The sequence below is a fragment of the Actinoplanes utahensis genome (genome assembly GCF_016862455.1).
GTDB lineage: Bacteria > Actinomycetota > Actinomycetes > Mycobacteriales > Micromonosporaceae > Actinoplanes > Actinoplanes utahensis.
The window spans coordinates 84,576-102,984 of record NZ_BOMZ01000109.1 but is presented as its reverse complement, the minus strand read 5'-3'; the positions used below and the strand labels follow the sequence as shown (position 1 = coordinate 102,984).

12 protein-coding genes are annotated in these 18,409 nt (G+C 72.5%); 8 read left to right on the top strand and 4 right to left on the bottom strand.

Annotation, left to right across the window (positions count from 1 at the left end; translation table 11 throughout):
- Window positions 1-50: 50 nt before the first annotated feature.
- The 3 genes from Aut01nite_RS38995 to Aut01nite_RS38985 form a co-directional block, all read right to left on the bottom strand.
- A complete protein-coding gene (locus Aut01nite_RS38995; RefSeq protein ID WP_043532709.1) occupies window positions 51-593 on the bottom strand; it encodes a spherulation-specific family 4 protein in 543 nt (180 codons plus the stop codon).
- A complete protein-coding gene (locus Aut01nite_RS44035) occupies window positions 590-2,821 on the bottom strand; it encodes a hypothetical protein (RefSeq protein WP_236643148.1) in 2,232 nt (743 codons plus the stop codon). The genes Aut01nite_RS38995 and Aut01nite_RS44035 overlap by 4 nt, the downstream gene beginning before the upstream one ends.
- Before the next feature lie 244 nt (window positions 2,822-3,065).
- Complete coding sequence (locus tag Aut01nite_RS38985) at window positions 3,066-4,634, bottom strand: DUF3492 domain-containing protein (protein WP_043532707.1); 1,569 nt, start codon at window positions 4,632-4,634, stop codon at window positions 3,066-3,068.
- A gap of 638 nt (window positions 4,635-5,272) precedes the next feature.
- On the opposite strand from Aut01nite_RS38985, the gene Aut01nite_RS38980 reads away from it, so the two are divergent.
- The 3 genes from Aut01nite_RS38980 to Aut01nite_RS38970 all read left to right on the top strand — a co-directional run bounded on the left by Aut01nite_RS38980 (window position 5,273) and on the right by Aut01nite_RS38970 (window position 10,013).
- Window positions 5,273-5,467 (top strand): hypothetical protein, encoded by a 195-nt coding sequence (locus Aut01nite_RS38980; RefSeq protein ID WP_043532705.1) that lies wholly within the window; start codon window positions 5,273-5,275, stop codon window positions 5,465-5,467.
- A 347-nt stretch (window positions 5,468-5,814) separates the two neighbouring features.
- Window positions 5,815-9,396, top strand: a complete 3,582-nt coding sequence (gene smc / locus Aut01nite_RS38975) for a chromosome segregation protein SMC (protein WP_043532703.1) — start codon at window positions 5,815-5,817, stop codon at window positions 9,394-9,396.
- A 5-nt stretch (window positions 9,397-9,401) separates the two neighbouring features.
- Window positions 9,402-10,013 carry an HAD family hydrolase gene (locus tag Aut01nite_RS38970; protein ID WP_043532701.1) on the top strand — a complete coding sequence of 204 codons (612 nt, stop codon included), beginning with the start codon at window positions 9,402-9,404 and terminating at the stop codon, window positions 10,011-10,013.
- Window positions 10,014-10,070: 57 nt separating this feature from the next.
- On the opposite strand, the gene Aut01nite_RS38965 is transcribed toward Aut01nite_RS38970, so the two are convergent.
- Window positions 10,071-11,750, bottom strand: coding sequence for an alkaline phosphatase D family protein (locus Aut01nite_RS38965; protein WP_043532698.1), 1,680 nt, complete (start codon window positions 11,748-11,750; stop codon window positions 10,071-10,073).
- Window positions 11,751-11,889: 139 nt separating this feature from the next.
- On the opposite strand from Aut01nite_RS38965, the gene ftsY reads away from it, so the two are divergent.
- The 5 genes from ftsY to Aut01nite_RS38940 all read left to right on the top strand — a co-directional run bounded on the left by ftsY (window position 11,890) and on the right by Aut01nite_RS38940 (window position 18,225).
- On the top strand, window positions 11,890-13,068 hold the full coding sequence (gene ftsY / locus Aut01nite_RS38960) for a signal recognition particle-docking protein FtsY (RefSeq protein ID WP_043532696.1): 1,179 nt from the start codon (window positions 11,890-11,892) through the stop codon (window positions 13,066-13,068).
- An 85-nt stretch (window positions 13,069-13,153) separates the two neighbouring features.
- Complete coding sequence (locus tag Aut01nite_RS38955; protein ID WP_043532694.1) at window positions 13,154-13,951, top strand: aminoglycoside phosphotransferase family protein; 798 nt, start codon at window positions 13,154-13,156, stop codon at window positions 13,949-13,951.
- Between the two features lie 238 nt (window positions 13,952-14,189).
- Window positions 14,190-15,575: an ammonium transporter gene (locus Aut01nite_RS38950; protein ID WP_043532692.1), complete on the top strand. Its 1,386-nt coding sequence runs from the start codon at window positions 14,190-14,192 to the stop codon at window positions 15,573-15,575.
- Window positions 15,576-15,611: 36 nt separating this feature from the next.
- Window positions 15,612-15,950, top strand: coding sequence for a P-II family nitrogen regulator (locus Aut01nite_RS38945; protein ID WP_043532690.1), 339 nt, complete (start codon window positions 15,612-15,614; stop codon window positions 15,948-15,950).
- A gap of 4 nt (window positions 15,951-15,954) precedes the next feature.
- Entirely contained in the window at window positions 15,955-18,225 is a 2,271-nt protein-coding gene (locus Aut01nite_RS38940; protein WP_043532688.1) for a [protein-PII] uridylyltransferase, read from the top strand.
- Window positions 18,226-18,409: the final 184 nt, after the last annotated feature.

The window sequence follows — 18,409 nt, the reverse complement described above, 5'->3', positions numbered from 1 at the left end:
TGGCTGTCTCCGGCGGCGCGAGACAGCCATGAGAACCAGCCGGACGGGGTTCAGGCGGCGTTCGCGGTGATGCGGGGCGCGGCGTCGGTGGCCAGGCCGAAACCGGCGCCCCGCCGCCCCATCAACCGGCGCGCGGCGGTCAGCAGCGGGGCGGGCACCCCGTACACGATGTGCCCGTCGCCGGGTCGTACCCCGTCACCGTCCCAGCTCTGATACGCCGACCAGGGACCCTCGAACGTGCAGATCCGCACCCCGAGATCCCGGTACAGCGGATGCGTCGGCACGCCCGGGTTCAGCACCACCCGGTGCAGCCCGCGCCGCGCCGCCAGCCGGACGGTCAGCGCCACCGGCCCGACCCCGCCGGACCCGGCCGGGGCCCGGTCCAGGAACAGTCCCTCGACCCCGTCCGCCCGCCACGAGTCCACATCGGCGAGCACGTCGGCCAGCGAGCGGCTGCCCCAGTCCAGGTCGATCCGGCCGAGCGACTGATGCAGGGTCCGGCGGTCGCCGGGCCGTTCCCGGACGATCCACGTCTCGGAGTCGAGTTCCAGTTCGGGCGACGGGTGGGCGTACGGGGGGAACAGGGTCTTCACGGCGTCCTCCGTAGATCAGCGGCGGTCAGGGCGACGATGAGCAGGCCGGCGAGATGGGTGGCCGCGAGCACGGCGACCGCGGCGGGCAGCAGCCCGGCCGGCGTGGCGAACAGGGCGAGCACCGCGGCGGCGGCCGGCGGGATGGCGGCGAGGGCCGCGGCGATGCCGTGCCGGAAACGGGCGGCGAGCAGGAAGGTGACCGCGAACACCCCGCCGAGCAGGGTTCCGGCGGCCAGCGCGAGCACCGCGTCCCGGGCGCCCGGCACGGTCGACAACCCGTACGGCAGTCGATACGCGGCGATCAGCAGACCGCACCCCGCGGCGAGCGGCGGCAGCAACCCGGCGAGGGTGATCGCGGTGACGTTGCGGACGTGCCGGTCGAACTCCTCCGGCGTCTCGGCCGAGTCCAGCCCGGCGTCCAGGCGCGCGGTGTGCCAGCCGATCAGGCCCTCCAACAGCGGCACGGCGAGCAGCAGCGGCAGCGCGGCGGGCAGCGGCATCACGGCCGGCCCGCCCCGCCAGAGCAGCGCCACACAGACGGCCTGCGCGGCGCCGATCACCAGGTAGGCGACGCCGCGCCGGCGGTCGGCGACGGTCAGGCGCGGCGTCCGGCCGGCCGCCCCGGTCAGCGTGCCGGGGAGCAGGGCGGGACGGAAAGCGCGTACCGCGGTGGCCACGATCGCCGCCGGCAACAGCGTCTCCACCGGCACCAGCGCGGCCTCGGCGACCCCGCCCGCCTCGGCCATCACCGCGGCGGCGAGCAGCCAGCACGGCACGTACCATCCGGCGACCGAGCCCTCCGCCCGGGTCACCAGCGCCGCCGTCACACTGCCCAGGGTGAGCAGCCCGCCGACACCGACGGTCAGGGCCAGCGCCCGGTCCGGGCCGAGCAGCGCGTCCGGCGCGATCCACACGAGCGCACACCAGAGCCCGATCACAGCGGCGAACCCGGCGCCGACCAGCCGGGCCGCGACCGCCGGACCACTCCGGCCCGCCACGCTCACCCCGACACTGGTCAGCCCCTGCGCCGCGGTCCAGCCCAGCAGCAGCATCACCGCCGGAACCGGCCACGCCACCCGCCCCAGAGCCCCGGCACCCGCGACGGCGGCGCTCAACGGCCCCAGGTAGAGCCCGCACCGCACGGCCGCCGCACCCAGATAGGCGCCTCGCAGGCGCCGGGAACGCGTACGACGGGCTTGGCGCCGCCGTCCCTCTCCGCGGTGGTCCTTCTTACTTCTTCCTTTCCGGTACGCCGTACGCGCGCCCGCCTCGCCGGAAGAGGCATCCCGCTCCACCGGCTCCACGTCCGGCTCCGGCCCGGCCTCGGCGGCTTCCGCGTCCGCCCACGCCAGCGGCGGCTCATCCACCCACGCCACCGCGGGCGCCTCCACCCAGCCCTCGTCCCCCCACGCCGCGCGAGGCTCGCCCCCAGAGCCCGGGAGCGGCGCGTCCGCCCACGCTGCGGGGAGCGCGTCTGCTGAGCCCTGGAACGGCGCATCCGCCCACGCTGCGGGAGGCTCGGCCATCGAGCCCGGGAGCGGGGCGTCCGCCCAGGTTGCGGGAAGGTCGTCCGCTGACTCCAGGAGTGGTGCGCCGGTCCAGGCGAAGGCCGGTGCGTCCGGGCGTACCCCGGCCGGCTCGTCGATCTTCTCCGGCTGGCTCTCAGGGCTGTCTCGACGGGGCTGAGACAGCACTGACGGCCAGCCGGGTTCCGCGCTTCCCGCCCGGACGTCCCCGCTGTCGTCCTGGTCGCGGCTCGGCGGCCAGACGCCGGGACCCGGCCGGTTCAGCGCCTGGAAGGCGCGGCCGTCGATCACACCGGACGCTTCGAACGGGTCGGTGATGCTGGCGAACGGGAGATCCTGCCCGGCGTTCGTGGCCCACGGATCCCACACCGGCGCCGGGAACGCGACATCGTCGAGCGCGTACGGATGGGCGAGCGCCTGCGGATCGCCGAGTGACTGGGGATCGCTGAGCGCCGGTGACGCGGCGAGGGGGTGCGGTGGCGCGAGCGCCTGCGGGTCGGCGAGGGACTGCGGCCGGCCGGTCGCCGTTCCCGGCTCCTCGGGCGCGGCATGCCGCCCGCCGTTGCGCCGCCGCGGCGCCGCCAGTTCGGCCTGGAGGTCCGCCGCGTGCCGGGGCTCACTGGTCGCGTTCTGCCGTCGCCGGTTCCGGTTCCGGGTGGTGCGTGTGGTGGCCGCGCCCGTACCACGAGGTGTGGTCGTCATCGGTACTCCTTCGTCGGCACGCCCGCTCCGGTGACAGACCGGTCACCCGCCGGTCGTGACGTGGTCGAGCAACGGCCGGTGATGTGGGCGCCAGGCGTCTGTGCGGGGCGGTCACCCGCCGGTGGTGATGTGGCCGGATGGCGGCCGGTGTTCTGGGCGGCGGATGCCGTGGGCGTCTGTGCGGGGCGGTCGGCTGCCGGCCGTGATGTGGCCGGGTGGCGGCCGGTGGCCGTGCGGGTCGGGGTCATGAGGTGGTCTCCCGGGTGAGCCAGCGCAGCGTGGCGGGTGTCGTGGTCCGGGGCGCGGGTACGGTGAGCGCCAGTTCGAAGGCCCGCGCGGGCGGTGGCGCCGCCAGGTCGGTGTAGAGCGCTCCGTACACCCGCACCACCCGGTCGACGGTGAAGTGGTTGAGGGCCCGCTGCCGGGCCGCCTCGCCGAGGGCGCGCCGCCGGCCGGGCGCTTTCAGCAGGCCGACGATGGCGATGGCCAGTTCGGACGGGTCGCCGGCCGGCACCAGGACGCCGGTGTCGCCGAGCGTCTCGCCGGCCGGCCCGATGTCGACGCCGACCACGGCGCGGCCCGACATCATGGCTTCGACCAGCCGGTACGGCGGGTCCGCCGGTCCCGGCACGTGCGCGACGACCTGGCCGACGGTGTAACGGTCGCGCGGGTCGGCGGGCAGCGGATGCAAGCGGACGGCCCGGCCCAGCCCGGTCCGTTCGATCTGTTCGGCGCAGTGCTCCTCGTGGGCCGCGGTGACCCCGACCAGGTGCAGCACCGCACCGGGCAGGGCGGCCGCGACCTCGGTGAACGCCTCCAGCACGCTGGACAGCCCGCTGTCCGGTCCGCCGCTGCCGGCCCACACCACGGTCGGTGTGTCGCTCGGTTCGGCCGCGCCCGGGAACTCCCGCGGGTCGACTCCGGCCGGCACCTGGACGAGCCGGGCCGGTTGTGCCCCGTGGTCCAGCGCCCATCCGTGGTGGTAGGTGCTCAGCGGGGCGATCAGTTCCGCCTCGGTGTAGCCGGTGCGGGCCACCGACGTGCGGAATCGGCGCAGCACCGTGCGCACGCCCGCGGAGAGCCGGTCCTCGGCGGGACGCTGCCGGGTCACGGCCGCGCGTGCCTCGGTGAGCAGCAGCGGCGTCCCGGTGCGCCAGCGCCCGGCCAGTGCGGCCAGCAGCGGTGTGGTGCCGCCGACGCAGTGCACCAGCTCCGCCTGGGGCAGGGGCACCGCGAGCGCCCGCATCGCGTGCCGCAGCAGGGTCGCGGCGGTTCGGGCGTCGCGCACGCTGAGCCGGGGCAGGGCCTGGTCCGGCCCGCCGGGTGACCGTTGCCGCCATGCCTCCAGCAGCGCGTCGGCGAGCGGGAGCGCGGTCAGCGGATCCGGGTGGCCGGGCCGGTCCGGGTCGTCGCCGACCGGCCGGTGCAGGTCGGCGATGCGCCGTAACCCCGCGCTGAACAGGGCGTTCGCCGAGTTCTCGTCGCCGGCCGCGGCGGCGGTCTCGTCGCCGAGCAGACCCCGGCAGAGCAGCGCGGCGGCCTCGGCGGCGCCGTCGGGCAGGGTGTTGCGGCGGCGTTCGGTGCGGGCGGTCTCTCGGCCGAGCGCGACGGCGCGCGCGGAGCCGACATTGAACGGAAGCGGGTACGCGGGGGCGGACGGCAGTTCACGGTCCGTGACGGTCAGCAACTCGAATCGGAACCGGCGTAATCCCTCGACGAGGGTCCGGCACCAACCACCGAGGGCGTCCCGCCGGTACGGGTACCCGCCGCCGGTGAGCAGACAGATGCGCTCGCGCGACGGGGTCGGATTCACGCTGGAGGCAACGACACAACCTGCCGAAGTTACCGGAGCATGTCGGCTAGGCGACACAATTACGTACCTTTTAGGCCGATTTGTCGGCCGCCTTTGCCCGTTTTTGCCCGAAAGGACACGACGTGCGGGTCTATCCGGGCGTGATTTCGTCGATCTCCTGCGCGCAACCGCCCGTACCGGGATGATCTCCGTCTGTGGTGTGCCGTCCCGCACCCGCGCGGACCGAATCCGCCACGCATATCAGATCTTGCGAAAACGGGCCGCTCTTGACGAGATCGACATGCCCGCGAAAGATGTATAAGGCCTGCTCCGGTGCCCTGGTGGCGTGATTCACTTGACTCGCGCACATAACCGGCATGGCCTCAGCTTGACGATGAGTGGGTATCAGCGGACTATGGAGTTGTCGCCAGTCGCGCCCCCTCATGCCTCTGTTCGTGGCCTGAGTTTCTGCACCTTCAGAGTCCCATGGATGCCTTCATGGGTCGCTGAGCTCACGCGTGCCCGTGAGTTTGTGTGCGTCGGTTCGCATTGAGTTGCACATGCGTACTGATCCGCGGGGTGCGTTAAAGGCGCCACGTTGGCCGGCTTCTCCGGCAACGCATCACAATACGAGACGCAGCGCGTCACAAGGAGTCACGATGGCGAAGGCCCTCTTTGGCCACGTAGGTGCGGCGCCCGACCGGCGCCTCCTCGACGAGGTCACCCGACTGCGTTCCAGGGTCCAGTCCCTGGAGTTCGAGGTCACCCGCCTTCAGGCGGAGAACGATCGTCTCGCGGCGGCGGCCGCGGAGGCAGACGAGTTCGCGCGGCTGACTGAACCTGCACTGACCTGAGGTCGTCCCGCCCTGACCTGAGCTCCCCCCGAATGCCGGCCGGTACGAACGCGGGGTGACCAACCGGCGTTCACATTCCCCTCGGACGCGACGACGAAGCACCGAAGACGCACCAAAGACGCACGGAAGACGCACCAAAGAAAAAGCGCGCCTCCACTCACGTGGCGGCGCGCAGCTTTTTAACCACGTGATTCCGCCGTGGGAAAGCACCGGCGGGTAGCCTGCCTCCCAGCAGACGAACCTGTAGACGAGACCCGTCAACGAACCTGTAGACGGACAGCAGTCGCGGGCCGCGGGCGGAACAACGGTCGCGGGCCGCGGTCGTCCCCGCCGACCCTCGGAGATCCGTGCACCTCAAGAGCCTGACGGTCAAGGGCTTCAAGTCCTTCGCCTCCGCCACCACGTTGCGGCTGGAGCCCGGCATCACCTGTGTGGTGGGCCCGAACGGCTCCGGCAAGTCCAACGTCGTCGACGCCATCGCCTGGGTTCTCGGCGAGCAGGGCGCCAAGGCGCTGCGGGGCGGCAAGATGGAGGACGTCATCTTCGCGGGCACGTCCGGCCGCGCGCCGCTGGGCCGGGCCGAGGTGACGCTCACGATCGACAACAACGACGGCGCCCTGCCGATCGACTACACCGAGGTGTCGATCACCCGTCGGATGTTCCGGGACGGCGCCAGCGAGTACGAGATCAACGGCAACTCCTGCCGTCTGCTCGACATCCAGGAGCTGCTCAGCGACTCCGGCATCGGCCGGGAGATGCACATCATCGTCGGCCAGGGCCGGCTGGACGCGATGCTGCACGCCAAACCCGAGGATCGCCGCTCGTTCATCGAGGAGGCGGCGGGCGTACTCAAGCACCGCAAACGCAAGGAAAAGGCGATCCGCAAGCTGGACGCCATGCAGGTCAACCTGAATCGCCTCGGTGACCTGACCACCGAGCTGCGGCGGCAGCTCAAGCCGCTGGGCCGGCAGGCCGAGGTGGCCCGCCGGGCCGCCGGCATCCAGGCCGACCTGCGCGACGCCCGGCTCCGGCTGCTCGCCGACGACCTGCACACCCTGCGCACCACCCTGGACAAGGAGATCGCCGACGAGTCGGCGATGCGGGACCGGCGCGGCCAGGTGGAGGGGGAGAACCGCGAGGTCCAGCGGATGCTCGCCGACCTGGAGCTGGCGCACGCCGAGGACGCGCCGCTGCTGCAGGCCGCCCAGGACGCCTGGTACAAGCTGTCCACCCTGCAGGAGCGGTTCCGGTCGACCGAGCAGCTGGCCACCGAGCGGCTGCGGCACCTGGCGGCCACCCCGGACGACGAGCGGCCCGGCCGCGACCCGGAGATGCTGGAGGCCGAGGCCGAGCGGGTCCGCGAGCAGGAGGAGGAGCTGCGCGAGGCGCTCACCGATGACCAGATGCGGCTGGCCGAGGCGGTCGAGCACCGGCAGGACCTGGAACGGCAGCTGGCGGCGGCCGAGGGTGAGCTGCGGGCGGCGGCCAAGGCGATCGCCGACCGGCGGGAGGGCCTGGCCAAGCTCGTCGGCAACGTGAACGCGGCCCGCGCCCGGACCACCAGCGCGGCCGAGGAGATCGAGCGGCTGGCCGCGGCGCACGAGGACGCACTGATGCGGGCCGAGGCGGCGCAGGCCGAGGTCGACCTGGTGTCGGCCGAGTCCACCGAGGCGGACCGGGACAACGCCGACCTGGACGCGCGGCACGACGAGGCGGTGGCCGCGCACGACCGGGCCGCCGCGGTGGTCCGGGAGCTCAACGACACCGAGCGCGCCGCCGAGAAGGACGCCGCCAGCTGGAAGGCCCGTGAGGAAGCCCTCGCCATGGGCCTCAAGCGCAAGGACGGCGCCGGGGCGCTGCTGGCCAGGGCCGGCCAGGTGCCGGGCCTGCTGGGCAGCCTCGCGTCGATGTTGACCGTGCGTCCCGGTCATGAGGTGGCGCTGGCGGCCGCGCTGGGCGGGCTGGCCGACGCGGTGGCCCTGTCCGGCGTGGACGAGGCGATCGAGGCGATGCGTACCCTCAAGATCGCCGACGCCGGGCGCGCGGACCTGATGGTCGCCGGATCCGCCGGCCCCGGGATGCGCGGCCCGCTCGAGAGCCTGCGCCCGGAGCTGCCGGACGGTGCCGTGTGGGCGCCCGAGGTGGTCGACTGCCCGGAGCAGATCCGGCCCGCGCTCAACCGGGCGCTGCGCGACGTGGTGCTGGTGCCCGACCTGGCCGCGGCCGCCGCCCTGATCGCCGCGAACAGCGAGCTGCGCGCCGTCACCCCGGAAGGTGACGTGCTCGGCGCCTACGCGGCGGCCGGTGGTTCGGCGAAGGCGACCAGCTACATCGAGGTGCAGGCGGCGGTCGACGAGGCGAAGGCCAGGCGGGCCGTCGCCGAGCAGACCATCGCCGAGGTCAAGGAGCAGCTCGGCGCGGCCCGGGCCGAGGTCGCCGAGCTGAAGCAGGCGGTGAACGTGGCGGCCCAGGCCAAGCGGGCCGCCGAGGGTGAGCGCAACGCGGCCGCCCGCCGGCTCGCCGAGCTGGGCGCCGCCGCCCGGTCGGCGAAGGCGGAGAGCGAGCGGCTCGGCGCGTCCCGGCAGAAGGCCGAGGCGGCCCGGGAGGCCGACCTGATGCGGGTGGCCGAGCTGGAGGAGCGGCTGCGGCTGGCCGAGGACACCCCGATCGACGAGGAGCCGTCCACCGAGGAGCGCGACCGGCTCGCCGCCCTCGTGCCGCAGGCCCGGCAGAACGAGATGGAGGTCCGGCTCGCGGTGCGTACCGCTGAGGAACGGGTCTCCTCCATCGCCGGCCGTGCCGACTCGCTGATGCGTCAGGCCAATCAGGAGCGGCAGGCCCGGGAACGGGCCGCCGCGAGGCGGGCCGCCCGCGCCCGGGGCGCCGAGATCGCCCGCGCGGTCGCACACGGCGCGGCCGCCGCCCTGGAGCACGTCGCGGTCTCCCTCGTGGCCGCGGCCGAACGCCGCGACCAGATCGCCAGCGAGCGGACCATGCGGGAAGCCGAGTTGCAGGAGGTACGCGCCACCGCCAAGCGTCTCGTCGCCGAGCTGGAGCGGCTCACCAGCGAGGTGCACCGCGACGAGATGGCCCGTGCCGAGCAGCGGATGCGCATCGAGCAGCTGGAGGCCAAGGCCGCCGAGGACTTCTCGCTCGACGTCGAGACGCTGATCAGCGAGTACGGCCCGGACCAGCTCGTGCCGCCGACCCAGGCCGAGGTGGCGCAGGCGGAGAAGGACGGCAAGCCGGCGCCGGAGCCGGTGCCGTACCACCGGCCGTTGCAGGAGAAGCGGGCCAACAAGGCGGAACGCGACCTGACCCTGCTCGGCAAGGTCAACCCGCTGGCCCTGGAGGAGTTCGCGGCTCTGGAGGAGCGGTACAAGTTCCTCTCCGACCAGCTCGAGGACCTCAGAGCCACCCGCAAGGACCTGCTCACCGTGGTCAAGGACGTCGACGACCGGATCCTCGAGGTCTTCACGTCGGCGTTCGAGGACACCGCGCGCGAGTTCCAGACCGTCTTCCAGGTGCTGTTCCCGGGCGGTGAGGGCCGGCTCATCCTGACCGACCCGGAGGACATGCTGACCACCGGTGTCGAGGTGGAGGCCCGGCCGCCGGGCAAGAAGATCAAGCGGCTGTCGCTGCTCTCCGGCGGTGAGCGCTCACTGACCGCGGTGGCCATGCTGTGTGCCATCTTCCGGGCCCGGCCCTCGCCCTTCTACATCATGGACGAGGTGGAGGCGGCCCTCGACGACGTCAACCTGGGCCGGTTGATTACCCTCTTCCAGCAGCTCCGTGAGAAGAGCCAGTTGCTCATCATCACGCACCAGAAACGGACGATGGAGGTCGCGGACGCCCTGTACGGCGTCACGATGCGCGCCGGCGTCACCCAGGTGATCAGCCAGCGGTTGAACCGCGACCCGGAGGAGTAACAGAGATGCGTGACCGCGCCCGGGCCCTGCTGATCGACCTGGACGGCGTGCTGCGCCGCTGGGATCCCGCCCCGATGATCGCCGTCGAGGTCAAGTACGGCCTCAAACCCGCCTCGCTGCTGGAGACGTCGATGTCGTGGGACGTCTACCAGCCCGCGATGGCCGGCGAGATCACCCACGCCGAGTGGATGAAGCTGGTCGCCGACCGGCTGCCGATCGGCGACCAGGCCGCCGCGGCGGTCGGCGAGTGGCAGGAGTACCGGGGCGAGCCCGACCCGGAGGCCCTCGCCTTCGTCCGCGAGGTGCGGGCCGGCGGCCGCAAGGTCGGTATCGCCACCAACGGCACCGACCTGCTGGCCGGCGACCTGGACGCGCTCGGGCTGACCGGCGAGGTCGACCTGGTGGTCAACTCGTGGGACCTGAAGGTGCACAAGCCGGCCCCGGAGTTCTTCGAGAAGGCATGCCTGGCGATCGGCGCGCTGCCCAAGCACGTGCTGTTCGTCGACGACGACGACCGGGTGATCCGGGGAGCGCGCTCGGCCGGCCTCAGCGGTTACCGCTGGATCGGGCCCGATCACGTCCCGTACCTCCGCAAGGTCCTCGACCTCCCGGCGTAGCCGAATCAGCGTGCCGAGTGCGGGCGTGTGTCGCGCCCGGACCCGGCACGCTGAACCTCAGGCGTGGTAGCTGACGGCAGCCACGTCGAACAGCTCGCCCTCCTTGGTGGTGCCCTCGATGCGGGCGCTGGCGACCCGGCCGCTCAGCTCGAGGGTGCTGACCGCGTTGCCGAAGTACGGCCCGGCCAGCTTCTTCCAGCGCAGCGCGGGCTTGTGCACGTGGGCGGTCCGGGCCAGTCCGCGGACCGCCTGCACCACACCGGGCCACCAGGCGACCCGCATCAGCGGGCGCAGCGGCAGCGGCACCTCGTTGTGGATCGGTGAGCAGGTCAGCTGGTACACCGGGGTGGTCACGGCCGGCCCGAAATCGGCCCGGGCGACGTACGAGTGATGCACGTCACCGGAGAGCACGCTGATCGAGGCGGGCGCCGGGTACGCCTGGCCGGCGCCGACTCGCTGGTCGCCGGTGCGCTGAGCGCCCTCGCCGAGCCGCCGGAACAGCTCGCCGAGCGCTGCGAACGACTTGCCGAACGACGCCCAGTGCTCCAGGTCGAAGGCCCGCCGCAGCCGCTCCCCGAACGCCGCGGTGCGGGCCCGCGGCGACTCGGCGATCCGCTCGTTCCACGCCTCCAGGTAGTGGATGGCCGGCGGCATCAGCCACGGCAGCGACGACCCGACGACGAGATGGTCGTAGTCGCCGTGGGCGCGGTCGAGGAACCAGTTCCACTCGGCGGCCGGCAGCATCGCCCGGGCGCCGGGGGTGAGGACCCGGTTGCAGCGGTTGTCCAGCACGACCAGGCGGGTGCGGCCCAGGTCGAGGGAGAAACTCCACTGGTACGGGACGTCGGTGTTCTCCGCCGACTCCGGCTCGTCGACCGAACGGCCGAAGTCGCGCATCAGCTCGGTGGCGTCGTCGACCGTCTTCACCTTCTGGAAGAGCGGGTCGGCGGCCAGCTCGTCCGGGCTCAGGTTGCCCAGATGCTGATAGATCCAGTACGAGGCGAGGCCGCTGGCGATCCGCTCCCGCCACCACGGCTCCCTGGCCATGTCGGCACGCCAGGACGCCGAGGTGTTCCAGTCGTCGATCAGCTCGTGATCGTCGAAGATCATCACGCTCGGCACGGTGGAGAAGAGCCAGCGCACCTCCGGGTCCCGCCACGACTCCAGGTACAGCTTCGTGTACTCGTCGAACGAGACGACCTGGGTCTCCGGGCCGTCGTGACCGTTGCGGCGGCGGCGTTTCAGGAACCGCCGGATCCGGGCCGAGGTCTCGTCGGCGTAGACCTGGTCACCGAGGAGCATCAGCAGATCGGGGCGGGCCTGCGGGTCGGCCATCAGGCGCCGTGCGTACGCGTCCAGGGCGTCCGGCGGCAGCCAGCGGCCACTGGCCTCCGGCGTGCCCTTGCGGCAGGAGCCGAAGAGCAGGTTCACCGGTTGGTCGTGGTCGTCGGCGGCCCGGGTCCGGATGACCGGGGGCGGGTACTCCGAGTCCTCCTCGGGCCAGACCTGCCGGTCGTCGAGGAACAGCCGGTACGGGTTCGCCGAACCGGGAGCGAGGCCGTCGACCGTGACGATCGCGTAGTGGTGGCCGTACGCCGAAAAGGTGTGGGTCGAACCGGAACCGGCACCGTCCACCTCGACCCGCGCCTGCGTCGCCTCGCTGGTCTCCAGCCACAGGGTGGCCCGGTCGCCGTCGACGCGGCGCAGCACCGGTCCGATGAGCAGGTGAGCGGTCACCGGACGCCGCCGGGGTTGTGCCGCATGGGGGATCCTCCGCGCTGTTTCAAGGGGCGTCCCATCCTCCGCCAATTCGGTACGGAATCGCCAGTGCGCTACCTCCGCCACGGCCGGACGGCTCATCTGTCAGGATTCGGGCATGGAATACGTGGTCGCCGCAGTGATCCTGCTCGTCGTCCTGGTCGTGGGCGCGGTCGGCCTGGTGGTGCCGAAGATGCGCCGCCGGGACCTCCCGCCGCCGCCCACCTCGGGCTCGACCACCACCCTGGAGCGGCCGCCCGCCGTGCCCACGGTGCCGCCGGTCGATGAGGAGATTCCCCCGCTCATCGTGCCGACGCCGGTCACCGAGGCGCCGGTGGTGGTCGAGGAACCGGTCGTCGAGAGGCCCGAGCCGTCCGCCGGCCGCCTGGTCCGGCTGCGTGCCCGGCTGGCCCGCTCGCAGAGCGCGCTCGGCCGCGGCCTGCTCAGCGTCCTCTCCCGGGATCACCTGGAAGAGGAGGACTGGGAGGAGATCGAGGAGAGCCTGATCACGGCGGACGTCGGGATCGAGGCCACCCAGGTGATCGTCGAGCGGCTGAAGGAGCGGGTCCGGGTCCTCGGCACCAAGACCGTCACCGAGGTCCGGGAGCAGCTCGTCGACGAGCTCGTCGCGGCGCTGGAGCCGGATCTGGACCGCAGCCTGAGGACCGCCCCGCACGACGGGCGCCCGGCCGTGGTCCTGGTCGTCGGTGTCAACGGCGCGGGCAAGACCACCACCTGCGGCAAGATCGGCCGGGTGCTGATCGGTGACGGTGGCAGCGTGCTGTTCGGCGCCGCCGACACGTTCCGGGCCGCCGCGGCCGACCAGATCCAGACCTGGGGCGAGCGGGTCGGCGCCGAGACCGTCCGTGGCCCGGAAGGGGGAGACCCGGCCAGCGTGGCGTTCGACGCGGTCAAGCGGGGTATCGAGACGGGCGTGGACACCGTGCTGATCGACACCGCGGGCCGCCTGCAGAACAAAGTCGGCCTGATGGACGAGCTGGGCAAGGTCAAGCGGGTGGTGGAGAAGCACGGGGCGGTCGACGAGACCCTGCTCGTGCTGGACGCCACCACCGGGCAGAACGGTCTGGAGCAGGCCCGGGTCTTCACCGACGTGGTGGACGTCACCGGTGTGGTGCTGACCAAGCTGGACGGCACGGCGAAGGGGGGCATCGTCATCGCGGTGCAGCGCAAGCTCGGCATCCCGGTCAAGCTCGTCGGTCTCGGCGAGGGGCCGGACGATCTGGCCCCGTTCGAGCCGCGGGCCTTCGTCGAGGCTCTCGTTGGTGGGGACGCGTAGTCTCACCAGAGTCAGGTCGCACCGTCCGGCTCGTGGGCGGTGGGCGAGGCGGTGGGATGGGCGTCGGGTGATGGGGAGGCCGTGAGTGACGCATGAGCCGGTGCGCGAGATTCCGCTGCACGGTGGCAACGTCAATACGGTCTCCCGGATCGGCGACACGGTCCGGCGTAACGCGGGGCCGTGGACGCCGGCCGTGCACGCCCTGCTCAACCACCTCGAGCGGGTCGGGTTCACCGGTTCGCCGCACGCCTTCGGGATGGACGAGAAAGGCCGCGAGGTCCTCTCCTACCTGGACGGCGAGTGCGGGGAGTACCCGCTCGCCCCGCACTGGGTGACCGAGGAGGCGCTGGTCACCGTCGCGACCATGCTGCGGATGTTCCACGACGCGCAGTACGGTTTCGTCCCCCCGCCCGGGGCGGTCTGGCGCGCCCTCGGCCCGCCGCCGCCGGACACCGAGGTGATCTGCCACCACGACGCCGCCCCGCACAACGTGGTCTGGCGGCCGGACGGCACCCTCGCCCTGATCGATTTCGATCTGGCTTCGCCGGGCTCACGGCTCTACGACGTGGCGTACGCGGCGTGGACCTGGGTGCCGCTGTTCAGCGACCGGGATTCGTACACGCTCGGGTGGAAACGGCCGAACCGGCCGCGCCGGCTGCGGCTGTTCGCCGACGCCTACGGCCTGATCCCCCGGGACCGGCACCGTCTCGTGCGGACCATACGGAAACGGATCGTCGACCACGTCGAGGGCATCCGGCGGATGGCCGCGGTCGGTGATCCGGCCTTCGTCCGGATCGTGCACAAGGGCCACCTGCGCCGCCCCATGCGCGACCTCCGGCTCCTCGACTACGAGCGCCACACCCTGGAGTACGCGCTTCGCTGAAGCTGCCCGGAAGCGCTGCGATCGGGGCGAATGCGGCGATATCGTGGCAGCTCAGAGCCGCTACCCTCGCGCACTGTGAGGTTTTCTTCACACGTCGGAAACAACGCGTGACGTCTCGGAAATCGCGTGAAGACCGTGCTCGAAACAGCGGGCCGGAAAGCTTCGCGCCGAACCGGCCGACAGGCGGCGTTGCCCCAGGTCCGGTGTGAGTGGACACCTTATTCCGAGAGGAGGCAGCGTGGAGATCAACACCGGCAATACCGCTTGGTTGCTCCTGTCGTCTGCGCTCGTTTTGCTCATGACACCGGGTCTGGCGCTGTTCTACGGTGGCCTCAACCGGTCCAAGGGCGTTCTCAACATGATGATGATGAGCTTCTCCGCGATGGGGCTCGTCAGCGTTCTCTGGATCCTCTACGGCTTCTCCCTCGCCTTCGGCGTCAACAGCAGCCCGGGCACGAACAAGTTCATCGGCAACTTCGACTACCTGGGCACCCCGGTCGCGAAGATCACCGAGGAGTGGCTGTTCTTCGGGGCCAACACCGGCATCCCGACGTACGCCTTCCTCGCCTTCCAGATGATGTTCGCCATCATCACCGTCGCCCTGATCAGCGGCGCGGTCTCGGACCGCTTCAAGTTCGGCGGCTGGGTGCTCTTCGCCCTCGGCTGGTTCACCCTGGTCTACGTCCCGGTCGCGCACTGGGTCTGGGGCGGCGGCTTCATCGGCGCCCAGATCAAGGCGCTGGACTTCGCCGGTGGCACCGCGGTCCACATCAACGCCGGCGCCGCGGCCCTCGCGCTGGTCCTGGTCCTCGGCAAGCGCATCGGCTGGCCGAGGGAGAACATGCGGCCGCACAACGTGCCGTTCGTCGCCCTCGGCGCCGGCCTGCTGTGGTTCGGCTGGTTCGGCTTCAACGCCGGCTCCGAGCTGACCGTCGACGGCACCGCCGTCATCGCCTTCATCAACACCCAGGTCGCCACCGCCGCCGCGCTCGTCGGCTGGGTCGCGGTCGAGTGGATCCGCGACCGCAAGCCCACCCTGGTCGGCGCCTCCTCCGGCGCCGTCGCCGGCCTGGTCGCCATCACCCCGGCCTGTGGCTTCATCGCCCCGGTCCCGGCCACCATCCTCGGCCTCGTCGCCGGTGTGGTCTGTGCCCTCGCGGTCGGCCTGAAGTACAAGTTCGGCTACGACGACTCGCTCGACGTGGTCGGCGTCCACTTCGTCGGCGGCTGGATCGGCTCCCTGGCGATCGGCTTCTTCGCGACCGACACGGTCAACGCCGCCATCACCGACGAGAAGGTTCTCGGCGCCAGCAACGGCCTCTTCTACGGCGGCGGCGCCGAGCAGCTGCTCCGTCAGTTCCTGGGCAGCGGCGTCGTGACCATCTACTCGTTCGTGATCGCCGCGGTCATCGCCCTGATCCTGAAGGCCGTCAAGCTCGGCCGGGTCAGCGAGGAGTCCGAGGTCGGCGGCATCGACATCACCGCCCACGGCGAGAGCGGCTACGACTTCACCCCGGCCGCGGGCGCCGGCGGGGGCGGCGCGTTCGCCCTGGCCGGTATCGGCAACAAGGAGACCGTGGACGCTGACGGCAAGGCTTCCGTCAGCCAGAAGGTCTCCGGCTAGATTCCTCCGATGACTGCTCCTTTGGAAGGACTGAGCATGAAGCTGGTGACCGCGGTCATCAAGCCGTACCAGCTCGACGCGGTGAAGGAGGCTCTGCACGCCCTGGGCGTCGCCGGGCTCACCGTGAGCGAGGTGCAGGGTTACGGCCGCCAGAAGGGACACACCGAGGTGTACCGGGGTGCCGAGTACACCGTCGAGTTCCTGCCGAAGATCAAGGTCGAGGTGCTGACCGACGAGATCGACGTCGAGAAGATCGTCGACGCCATCGTCACCGCCTCGCGGACCGGCAAGATCGGCGACGGGAAGGTCTGGGTGGCCTCGATCGACGAGGTCGTCCGGGTCCGGACCGGCGAACGCGGCCTCGACGCCCTGTAAGCCCATGACGAACCCGTTGAGTGAGCCGCCGGCCCCTCCGGCACGCCCGGCCGCCGGTGGCTCGCTCGACGAACTGAAGGATCACATCGGCGCCGCCGCCCGCGACGAGCGGGCGGCGGCGCTCGATGCCTGGCTCCGCAGACTCTTCCCGTCCCACCTGCCCGGGGTCAGCCTGATCGCGGTCGGCGGGCTCGGCCGGCGCGACTGCGCCCCCTACAGCGACCTCGACCTGGTGCTGGTGCACAACGGCACCGCCGGGATCGACCGGATCGCCTCCGCCCTGTGGTACCCGATCTGGGACGCCCGGCTCGGACTGGACCACTCGGTGCGTACCCTGCCCGAAGCCCTCTCCGTCGCCCACGACGACGTGAAGGTCGCCCTCGGCCTCCTCGACGCCCGGCACGTGGCCGGCGACGCCACCCTCTCCGCCGAGCTCATCGCCGCCACCTCCGACCTGTGGCGGCGCACCGCCGTCCGGCTGATGCCCCAGCTGCGCGAACTCACCGCCGCCCGCTGGACCCGGCACGGCGAACTGGCCTTCCTGCTCGAAGGCGACCTCAAGGAGGCGTCCGGCGGGCTGCGCGACGTCACCCTGCTGCGTGGCGTCGGCCGGGCCGGGATCGCCGACATGCGGCCCGCGGTCCGGGCCGCCTACCTGCGCCTCCTCGACACCCGCGACGCCCTGCACCTGGCGGTCGGGCGGCGGGTGGACCGGCTCGTCGCGCAGGAGCGCAAGGCGGTCGCCGACCTGCTCGACATCGACGACCCGGACAACCTGCTGCGACGGGTGTCCGGCGACGCCCGTACCGTCGCCCACGCCGTCGACGACGCCTGGCGCGCCATCGACCGGCTGCGCGGCGGGCGCCGCCGCGGCGGACCACCCGGCCTGCCGTCGTCACGCCGCCCGGTCGCCCGGGACGTCGTCGAACAGGACGGCGAACTGGTGCTGGCCCGCACCGCGATCGGCCCGGTGCCCGACCCCAGCCTGTCGCTGCGGGTGGCCGCCGCGGCCGCCGTCGTGCAACTGCCGATCGCCCGTGCCACCAGCGAATGGCTCGCCGCCTTCTGCCCGCCGCTGCCCACCCCCTGGCCGCCGGCCGCCCGCGCCGCGCTCGTGTCGCTGCTCGGTTCCGGTCCCGGCCTGCTCCCGGCCTGGGAGACCTGCGACAGGTACGGCCTGATCGACGCGTGGCTGCCCGAGTGGGCCCGGATGCGCGGCCTGCCGCAGCACCACCCGATCCACCGGTACACCCTGGACCGGCATCTGGTGCAGACCGCGTACGAGGCCACCACCCACACCCGGGAAGTGGACCGCCCCGACCTGCTGCTGATCGGCGCGTTCCTGCACGACGTCGGCAAGGGCCTGCCCGGCGACCACAGCATCGTCGGCGCCCCGATCGCCGCCGACATCGCCACCCGGCTCGGCCTGCCGCCCGCCGACGTGGCCACCATCGAGAAGATGGTCCGCCTGCACCTGCTGCTGCCGGACGTGGCGGCCCGGCGGGACCTCAGCGACCCGAAGACGATCTCCGCGGTCGCCGAGGCGGTCGGCGACCCGGCCACCCTGGACCTGCTGCACGCCCTGGCCCGTGCCGACTCCCGGGCCACCGGACCGGCCGCCTGGTCCGACTGGAAGGGCCGGCTGCTCGCCGAACTCGTCGCCAAGGTGCACACCGCGCTGGACACCGGGGCGCTGCCCCAGCCACCGGAACCCGACCCGGAACTGCTCGACGGCGACCTGCCGGTGGTGCACCTGGACGGCGACCGGGTGGCGGTGGCGGCAGCCGACCGGCGGGGCCTGCTCGCCGGCGTGGCGGCCTGCCTGGCGATGCACCGGCTCGACGTGGTGGCGGCCAACACCATCACGGTGGACGGGCGGGCGATCGTCGAGTTCTACACCTCGCCGCGGTACGGGTCGCCGTACGATCCGGTCGCCCTCACCGCCGACCTGCGCCGGGTCGGCGCCGGCGACGTCTCGGTGACCCAGCGGGTCCGCGCCCGGGCGATGAGCGCCCGCGGCGGCACCGCCTCGCCGCGGGTGGTGTGGCAGCGCGACGTGGCCACCGACGCGGTGGTGCTGGAACTGCGCGCGGCCGACTCGCCCGGCCTGCTGTACCGGGTGACCCACGCGCTCGACGAAGCCGGCGCGGAGATCCGCGCGGCCCGCATCTCCACCCTCGGCAGCGACGTGGTCGACGCGTTCTACCTGGTCGGCGCCTGGTCCTCGGCCGAGGAACGGGATCGGGTGCAGGCGGCGGTGCTCGCCGCCGTCTGAATCCGTGCGCCGGGGCCGGCCGCTGTCCGCGCTCTCTGTTGCCGGCCGCGCCCTCTGTTGCCGGCCGCGCCCTCTGTCGCCGGCCGACCTCTGTTGCCGGCCGCGCCCGAAATCAGCACGTCACCGGCTTGCCCGGCCCGCGTTGATCCTCCAAGAGGAAGCATGCCGGGTACGGACGGAGAGC

Bases quoted from the DNA above. Each gene is read 5' to 3' on its own strand.
- Aut01nite_RS38945 (WP_043532690.1), top strand. From the start codon at position 15,612: ATGAAGCTGGTGACCGCGGTCATCAAGCCGTACCAGCTCGACGCGGTG.
- ftsY (WP_043532696.1), top strand. From the start codon at position 11,890: ATGGAATACGTGGTCGCCGCAGTGATCCTGCTCGTCGTCCTGGTCGTG.
- Aut01nite_RS38940 (WP_043532688.1), top strand. From the start codon at position 15,955: ATGACGAACCCGTTGAGTGAGCCGCCGGCCCCTCCGGCACGCCCGGCC.
- Aut01nite_RS38980 (WP_043532705.1), top strand. From the start codon at position 5,273: ATGGCGAAGGCCCTCTTTGGCCACGTAGGTGCGGCGCCCGACCGGCGC.
- Aut01nite_RS44035 (WP_236643148.1), bottom strand. From the start codon at position 2,821: ATGACGACCACACCTCGTGGTACGGGCGCGGCCACCACACGCACCACC.
- Aut01nite_RS38970 (WP_043532701.1), top strand. From the start codon at position 9,402: ATGCGTGACCGCGCCCGGGCCCTGCTGATCGACCTGGACGGCGTGCTG.